Below are 9099 nucleotides of genomic sequence, written 5' to 3'. Positions count from 1 at the left end.
CAAAAATCGATATGAAACAAAAAATAATAAAAATTATAAGGTTTCAACAAGACTATATACTCCAAAATATATATAAAAAACAGATTTAAAATAGCCAAAATATAATTAAAGCCATAGGGAAAAGCAACAGGTATCCTCCTCATTATCTGTTGCTTTCGCAAATAAAAAATAGTGGGTATGCTCCTCAGTATCCGTTATTTTTTATTCAATATAAAGTAGCTAACCACACATTAGCTGCTTTATATTCAACACGTTTTTTTCTAAAGATTTAGCTTTCAATAAGAATTTTTTTTATTATTTTATACTTCATGATTTGTATATATATTATATAGGGAATTTTTATTATTTCATGCTTCATGATTTGCATATATATTATATAGGGAATTTTTTCCAATTTCTTGTTTTAATGAAAAGTTTCATTTTCAGATCTGATTTTCCATTAGATGATTGTTGCACGTGATTGCTTCAGATTCAAAATAGCTGTAAAAATTAAGATTTTTCCAATAAAAAATAAAATTCTTAAGTAAAATCAATATTTTCAATCATGGAAGTATATTAATAACTGTTTGCATTTATTCGAGCTTTAAATTAATGTCTAAATAAAAACAGTCAATTTGAACCATTTTTCATGTAAGAATCATTTTTCAAAATGTGCACAATCCATAATGTTTATATACTCGATAGGTCTACTCCTTACTTGGGTGAAAAAATGACTGGTAATAGTAATAGTAAATTATCTAGTAATAAATTTAAAATGGGTCTTATGGCCTTTTCATTAGTTACACTCGCATCACTTATGAGTATTCGTAACTTCCCAACAATGGCATTAGTAAAATGGCAGTTAATCACTTTCACAATATTAGCTGTAATTTTATACTTGATCCCAGCAATCTTAACTTCATCTGAGTTAGGTACCGGATGGCCTCAAAATGGTGGAGTCTATGTATGGGTAAAAGAAGCTTTTGGTCAAAGATGGGGATTTACCGCAGTTTGGATGCAATGGTTCCAAATGACCATAGGTTTTGTTAGTGTATTAAGTTTTGTAGCAGCAACTTTCTCATATGCAATCGATCCTGCATTAGCAAATAATAAGATTTATATCTTTGCAGTAATCGCATTCGTATGGTGGTTATTTACCTTTATTAACTTTAGAGGACTTAAAACTTACACAAGAATCAATTCTGTCTTCTTAGTAATAGGTACTCTTATTCCATGTGCTCTCTTGATTATCGGAGGGTTCTGGTTTGTAGGAACAGGACATCATATTCCTTTATTCACAATGCATCCTACCGTAGCAGACTTCATTCCAAACTTAACAAGTATAGATAACTTATCACTCTTAGTAGTATTCGTATTCTTATTTGTAGGTGTAGAGATGACTGCAGCACACGCAGGAGACATTAAAAACGTAGGTAGAAACTATCCTTTAGGTCTTTTAATTGCAGGTATCGTACTTGTAGTTGTAAGTATCTTAGGTGCATTAGCAGTAGGTTTCTTAGTTCCTACTAGTGGATTAAACTTACTTGCAGGTATTATGCAAGGATTCGAAGCAATGTTCGGTGCAGGTGTATTAACATCATTCATAGCACTTCTTATTACAATCGGATCTATTGGGGAAGCATCCTCATGGATTTTAGGACCTGTAAGAGGTTTACTTGTAACTGCAAAAGATGGTAACCTTCCAAAAGTATTACAAAAAACCAATTCAAAAGGTATGCCAACTAACATGATGATTGTTCAAGGTATTATTGTAACCTTCTGGGCAGCTATGTTCGTAGCTCTTCCTGGTGGTGTTAACAGTTCCTTCTGGATCTTATTATCCTTAACAACATTAGTATATATTGTAATGTACTTATTCATGTACGCAGCAGTAATCAAACTCAGATACTCTCAACCAAACGTAAAAAGAGCATTCAAAATCCCTGGTGGAAAACTTGGTGCTTGGATTGTAGGTGTTTGGGGATTCGCAGCTATGGTATTCACATTCATCGTAGCTTTATTCCCACCTTCACAAATTAACGGTTCAGGATTAACTACTCCAGAATATGTAGCAATTCTCTTAATTGGTACTATTGTAGTAGCTATCATTCCACTCATCATCTACAGATTCCGTAGAGCTGACTGGAAACCTGCAAACAACCCTGAACTTCAAATGCACGAAGCTAGAAATCAATTAATCAACGATGAGGACGCTAAAAAAGCTGACTCTACAGAACAATCTGGTAATAAAGACTAAAAGATGAACACCATGGTTCTAAATTGAACCACCCGTTCATTTTTTTATAAAAAAAATTGAACTTATATATGAAATATATATAAATACTAAATATTTTAGGAGATGAAAAAATGTCAGATTTAGAAAATAGTAATATGAAAGAAGTCACAGCTAACAACAATAAGGTAAAAGCTTTATTCTTAGGTGAAAAAGCTGAAAATAGAGACTTCTTCCAAAAAGAAGCTGAATTTGTTATAAACGAACATACTTCATGGCGTAGAAACTTCCACCCTGAAGATCCTGAAAGAGACAGCTATGTCGTAAGAAATTCACCTGAATATCAACAAACCTTAGCAAAAACCAATGAGGTCTTAAACGATTTAACTTCAAAACTTAAAGTAGACAGTGACCCATGGTTCTCACAAAGATATTTAGGTCAAATGAACGCAGATACCTTAATGGTAGCAAATTTAGCTTACTTGGCTACTATGCTCTACAATCCAAACAACGTCGCATACGAATCTTCAGTTGCAACTTCCCAAATGGAATTTGATGTAGGTAAACAATTAGCTCACATGTTAGGTTTCGAAGGAGACAAAGCATGGGGTCACATTACCACTGACGGATCCGTTGCAAACTTTGAAGGTACTTGGTTAATGCGTAACTTAAAATCCTTCCCACTTGCAGTAAAAGAAGTAAAACCAGATTACGTAAAAGGCAAATCTGATTGGGAATTATTAAACATGTCTGTAGAAGACATCCTTGATTTAATCATCGAAACAGAGAAAAACGGTGACTTCCCAGCAATCAGAAAAGAAACTGCTCGTGGAGTAGGTGCAGGTAACGGTGAATACGGTGTTTTAATTGTACCTCAAACTAAACACTATTCCTGGGTAAAAGCAACCGATATTCTTGGTATTGGTTCTAAAAACTTGATCGAAATTCCAGTAGACGACAACTACCGTATGAGTATTGATGCTTTGAAAGAAGCTATTGATGAATGTGTTGCAAACAAAATCCCAATTATGGGAGTTGTTGCAGTAGCAGGTACCACTGAAGAAGGTGCTGTTGACAAAGTCAATGAAATTCAAGCATTAAGAGAAGAATATGCAGCAAAAGGTATTAATTTCTACTTCCATATCGATGCAGCATATGGTGGATACTCAAGAACTCTTTACTTAGACGAAAACAACGAGTTCATGGAATACGATGAATTGAAAAGAAGAATCTTCGAAGACGGTGTCTTCAAATATGATACTGAATACCCTTCCAAAGAGTTATACGACTCTTACAAAGCATTTGGTGCAGCAGATTCCATTACCGTTGATCCACATAAAATGGGATATGTCCCATATACTGCAGGTGGTATTGCAATCAAAAACGAAAAAATCTTAGATTTAATTTCCGAAGTTGCTCCATATGTATTTGAAGAAGCAGGATACGGTCCAGAAGAAATCGGTAGTGTAATCCTTGAAGGATCCAAATCAGGTGCAGCAGCTGCAGCTGTATGGGCAAGTCATCAAACCATTCCTTTAAACATTGGAGGATATGGGGAAATTATCGGTAGAAGTATTGAAGCAACCCGTTTACTCACTCAAAGATTACTTAACGATGATACAATTGAAGTAAACGGAGTTGAATACAAAGTTCAACCATTATGTTTAGAACCTGACTTCAACATTGTTTGTTTTGCATTTAACCCAGTCGGAAACACTGATTTAGCAAAAATGAACAAACTCAACGAAGATTTCTGGTACAAAGCATCCTATAAAAACGGACCTATGTACTTAAATGACTTCATCACTTCCCATACTATCTTCGATGTAAGTGAATATGGAGACAGTCCAGTCGAGTTCATCGAAAGATTAGGTATTCCAGCATCTGAATGGGAAAAAGTACATCAAGTTACCGTTCTCAGAGTCTGTAGTTTAACCCCAATTCTCGCTCATGAAAAAGACCTTGACGGTGTATGGGACAAATACTACGACATGTGGAAAGGTAAATTAGCAGAACTTCAAGATGCACAAGAATTAAAAGAAGATAACTCTTAAATCTTCTTTTTTATTCTTTTTTTTTTTAAAAATTAGCTTTTGGATATTTCATCTAGTTTTTCAACCATATCCAAAATACGACTTCTGGAATTATTGTTTTTGCTCTGTTTTTCATTATAGCTTTTTTCACTTTCAATAACGTAAAAGGCTTCCTCTGAAGTTGTTGACGGAATGTTCATTTTGGCAAGATTTCTTTCAACTCTACGTTTTAGCTTTTCATCATCCATATCAACCCCTAAAAAAATTGGTGTTTTTACCGCAGAGGATATTTTGGTATTGTGTCTTGCGTTTTTTCTCTCTTCAGATCTGCTTTCCAATATTTCAGAGCTTTCCCCATTTAAACCAGGATCTCTAAATGGTATTCCAACATCTGACAATGCAATTCTTATTTCATCGTTTTTAGGAAGGCTGTAGTCAAGCATTTCAACGTTTGGGCTGGCCAATGTTCCTCCCTGTTTTCTTCCGAATACCGGTCCTTTACCTATATGAAAACCTGCCTCAATCAATCCTGCACGAACTGGGGCTGATGATGTATATGTGCAGACAATTCCGTTTTCCTTTATCACACGCTTGAATTCATTGAAAAATTCAAGTGAGAATAGCTCAGGGGCCATATTCTGTGAAAATGGGTCAAGAAATATGGCATCGTAGGAGTCATCCTCCAAATCCTGTATGGTTTGACGTGCATCATCAATAAACACATTGATTTCTATGTTTTCGGGGATATCGCAGTCTTCAAGCTCCAGGGAAGCATAATCTTCTTTTATCAGCTGTTTTTCAATAGCCTTACGGGTAATGTCATGCGCTTCTATTGGTGATGGAGCCAGTAGGCCACATGCAAGGGTAGGCTTTGATATCTCAACCATGTCGATTTTAAGACTTTTCCCATCATTTTCAATAAAATTGGCTATTGCTGCAGATGAGTTATATCCAAGACCTGCACAGATATCTAAAATGGCTATGTCATTGTCATAATCCAGTTTCAAAGGCTTGACGAACTTTTCGAAGGATTCACTAATTGCGCCGGTTGAAGTGTGCAATGTTTCTATTTTATTGTTTATTTCCTTTGAATTTACAGAATAAGAACCGTCATCGGTTAAAACAAAAAATCCAGTATTTTTATTAAAGAAATTATTTCTAAAATCAGGATTTCCAGTATTTTTTTCTTTTTCAAATGTCTCGTTTACCAAATCATAGATTGTATCATCTATTACTGTTGCATTCTTCTCATAACTCATTGTATCTAATATTTTATTATATACCTAATTCTTTAAATATTTATTTTAATATAATATATTAGTAATGGATAAAAAGTCATCTGTTATCATTTGTTTATTAATTATTCTACTTTCTATTGTAGGTGCAATAGTCAACGTTAGTTATTTTGGTCCTGCAAAGATGGAAACTGTAAATTTAAATACTGTATCCATTGATGTTCCAGCTAAGGTTCATTTTGATAAGGTTGACAATGGCTATACGTTGTTGAATTCCAGTGAAGGTTATTTTGTAGCCGAAATTACTGAAAACACTTCAATGACTGATGTTCAAAACCATTTCAAGCTGAAAAACAGCGATATTGTTTCACAGAAGGGAGCTCAAAGCGAAAACAATTCCAGAATAACAATTTTTAAAATAAATGATGAAAAATACATTGGTATATATGCATGTAACGATGCATTTGTAGTAGTTTGTGCACCTAATTTAGATATGTTAAATTTGATGTTAAACAGTATCACTCCATTTTCCGATATCAATCTTCCTAATGTGGAGGTTAATGGAAATGATGGTGGCGTTATCTATGTCCCTTCAAATGGTGATGGCGGTGAGGATAGCTCCAACGATGATTTTTTAGATAGTTGGATAAATGATTTCATGGATTCAAAAGATGAGGCTGAAGACACTTCCATAGGTCAGGATGAAAACAATCCATTTGAATTATAATTCCAACATTAATTAAATTTCATTCACTAACTTAAGCAAAGTTTATATAATTTCTTAATTAAATTTTAATTTAACTAATTTTTAAAGGTATTAAAAATGTTCGAAATCAAAGCTAAAGATAATAGAGGCCGTGTAGGAGTTCTAAAAACTAAAAGTGGAAATATTAAAACTCCAAATTTAATGCCGGTAATTCATCCTCGTAAACAAGCCATAGACGTTAAGAAATATGGTGCCGATATTGTAATTACAAATGCATACCTGATCTATAAAGATGAAGAATTAAAACAGGAAGCGATTGAAAAGGGTTTGCATGAACTGATCCATTTTGATGGGCCTATAATGACAGATTCAGGTTCATTCCAGCTCTCTGTCTATGGGGATGTTGACATTACAAACACTGAAGTTATTGAGTTTCAGGAACTGATTAAAACAGATATCGGAACTAGTTTGGATATTCCAACGGCTCCTTTTGTTGAACGTGAAAAGGCAGAACAGGATTTGGAAGTAACTTTGGAACGTGCAAAAGAGGCCATTGACTTTAGAAACTCTGAAAATATGGAAATGAAGTTAAACTCTGTTGTACAGGGATCAACATTCATGGATTTAAGAAGATATTGTGCCGATGAACTTACAAAACTTGATGCCGATCTATATCCTATAGGTGCCGTTGTTCCATTGATGGAATCATATCATTATAAGGACCTTGTTGACGTTGTAATGAATTCCGTAGCTCATTTGCCGGACAACAAGGCTCGCCATTTAATGGGTGCAGGTCATCCAATGGTATTTGCACTTGCAGTTGCTATGGGCTGTGACCTGTTTGATTCTGCAGCATACATCCTATATGCAGAAGACGATAGGCTGTTGTCTACAAGAGGAACCTATAAGCTGGAAAATCTTCAGGAAATGCCCTGTTCCTGTGAAGTCTGTTCCAACTACACTCCTGATGAATTGAGAGCAATGCCGAAAGAGCAGAGAAGAGATTTAATAGCACAACACAATCTTCACGTATCCTTCGCCGAATTGAGATTGATTCGTCAGGCAATTTATGAAGGCTCTTTGATGGAACTTGTAGAGGAACGTTGCAGAGTGCATCCTAAGCTATTGGATGCATACAGGCAGCTTGGAAAGTATATGGATGATATGGAGAAATATGATCCTAGAAGCAAAAAGTCCGCATTTTTCTACACAGGTCCGGAGTCATTAGCCAGAAGTGAAGTCAAAAGACACATGCAGAAGCTTCGTGAAATGCCTAAAAAACGCGATCTTGTGATTCTTCCAGCTAGCCGTAAGCCTTACTCAAAGTACATATCAGGCAAACTGGGAGAGTTCTATATTTATGGTAGTGAAAAGGAGCTTGATTTGGACAATACTGACTTTATGGTTTTGGATATTCCATTCGGTTTGATCCCGTTGGATATAGATGAGGTATATCCATTAAGTCAAAATGATGCCCCTAAGATAAAGGATGTAGATAGTCTTGAATTCATTGAGGACTTCATTTCAGAGTTTATTGAATATTATGACCAGACACTGATCCATTCAAGGATTATTAAGGATTTGGATATAGGATTGTATAATGCCCATTCAAAATCAGATGAAATAAGATTCAAAAAGGACGATGTCAGAAAGGTTAAGGCCATTGCGGACTATCAATTTGGAAATGGTGCTGGAGAAGCTTTATTTACCGGAAACATAAAGATTGAAAAAAGTAAGAAAACAGGTAAAATTAGACACATTTATGACGGTAAAGTGATAATAGCTAATATGAGAGCATCAGATAGCTATTTGGTCCTTTCAAAGGAAGGGGCTAAAAGATTACATAACAAAATGCCTTACCCTCAAAACAGGGTTGTTGTAAGCGAAGATTCAGTTCCGTTTGCATTGGATGGAAAAAGCGTATTCTCCAAGTTTGTAGTGACTGCTGACGAGAATATACGTGCAAATGATGAGGTTCTGATAGTAAGTGAAGATGATGAATTGCTTGCATATGGAAAGGCATTGCTTTCTGCTCATGAAATGAATGATTTTAACACTGGTCAAGCTATTAAAACAAGAAAAGGAATGAAAAAGTAAGGTGATGGATATGGATAAGGATAATATGGAAAAAACAACTCGTGATAGTGATTTGATTATTAATGCAAGAAAGCCTGAAGGGGAATTGGGTGATCAGTTGCTTGAAAGAATGAACAGGTCACATGAACAGATGGCTCAATGGGTTTGCAGCCATTTGGATGTTGAACCGGATTTCAGCATTTTGGATATTGGATGTGGAGGTGGAGTTAACGTAGCTCGCTTTGCAGATATGGTATCTGATGAGGGTAAGGTTGTTGGTATTGACTATTCCGATGTAAGTGTTGAGAAAACCTCCAAGTTAAATGCAAACGCTATTGAAGAAGGCAAAGTTGAGGTTATTGAAGGTTCTGTATCTGATATGCCTTTTGATGATGAGGCTTTTGATTTGATTACCGGATTTGAAACTATTTATTTCTGGCCTGATTTTATAAATGACTTGAAAGAAGTTTGCAGGGTTCTTAAGACTGGTGGTGTTCTTTGTTTTGGTAATGAGGCTCGCCATGAAGAAGGTGAAATGGATAAATATGATGAATTGGTTGATTTGTTGGATATGAAAATCTATTCTGATGAGGTTTTGGAAAAATCCCTTGAAATTGCCGGTTTTGATGATATAGAATTGAATAAAAATCCAGACAATTCATGGATTTGTATTAAAGCAGTTAAAAAGTAACCTTCTTTTTTCTATTTTTTTATTTTTTTCATTATTTTTTTAAACAGTTAATTAATTTTTGTACTTGATTTTTGTTATTTTGTATAAAAATTAGTCTTGTTGAAACCTTATAATTTTTATTATTTTTTGTTTCATATCGATTTTTG

At 34.8% G+C, this 9099-nt stretch carries 6 protein-coding genes; 5 read left to right on the top strand and 1 reads right to left on the bottom strand.

What is annotated here, in order from left to right:
- Positions 1-709: 709 nt before the first annotated feature.
- A complete protein-coding gene (locus Q4P18_RS08490; protein ID WP_303337863.1) occupies positions 710-2236 on the top strand; it encodes an amino acid permease in 1527 nt (508 codons plus the stop codon).
- Positions 2237-2346: 110 nt separating this feature from the next.
- Positions 2347-4266, top strand: coding sequence for a pyridoxal-dependent decarboxylase (locus tag Q4P18_RS08485; RefSeq protein ID WP_303337861.1), 1920 nt, complete (start codon positions 2347-2349; stop codon positions 4264-4266).
- A 32-nt stretch (positions 4267-4298) separates the two neighbouring features.
- On the opposite strand, the gene Q4P18_RS08480 is transcribed toward Q4P18_RS08485, so the two are convergent.
- Positions 4299-5504, bottom strand: a complete 1206-nt coding sequence (locus Q4P18_RS08480) for an MnmC family methyltransferase (RefSeq protein WP_303337859.1) — start codon at positions 5502-5504, stop codon at positions 4299-4301.
- A 64-nt stretch (positions 5505-5568) separates the two neighbouring features.
- On the opposite strand from Q4P18_RS08480, the gene Q4P18_RS08475 reads away from it, so the two are divergent.
- From Q4P18_RS08475 to Q4P18_RS08465, 3 genes are all read left to right on the top strand, one after another.
- On the top strand, positions 5569-6207 hold the full coding sequence (locus Q4P18_RS08475; RefSeq protein WP_303337857.1) for a hypothetical protein: 639 nt from the start codon (positions 5569-5571) through the stop codon (positions 6205-6207).
- Between the two features lie 96 nt (positions 6208-6303).
- Entirely contained in the window at positions 6304-8283 is a 1980-nt protein-coding gene (gene tgtA / locus Q4P18_RS08470; protein WP_303337855.1) for a tRNA guanosine(15) transglycosylase TgtA, read from the top strand.
- A gap of 10 nt (positions 8284-8293) precedes the next feature.
- A complete protein-coding gene (locus tag Q4P18_RS08465; protein ID WP_303337853.1) occupies positions 8294-8953 on the top strand; it encodes a class I SAM-dependent methyltransferase in 660 nt (219 codons plus the stop codon).
- The last annotated feature ends 146 nt before the right edge of the window (positions 8954-9099 follow it).

Source organism: Methanobrevibacter sp. (assembly GCF_030539665.1).
Classification (GTDB): domain Archaea; phylum Methanobacteriota; class Methanobacteria; order Methanobacteriales; family Methanobacteriaceae; genus Methanocatella.
Note: the sequence above shows the minus strand (reverse complement) of the source record. Positions and strands in the feature narration are given on the sequence as shown.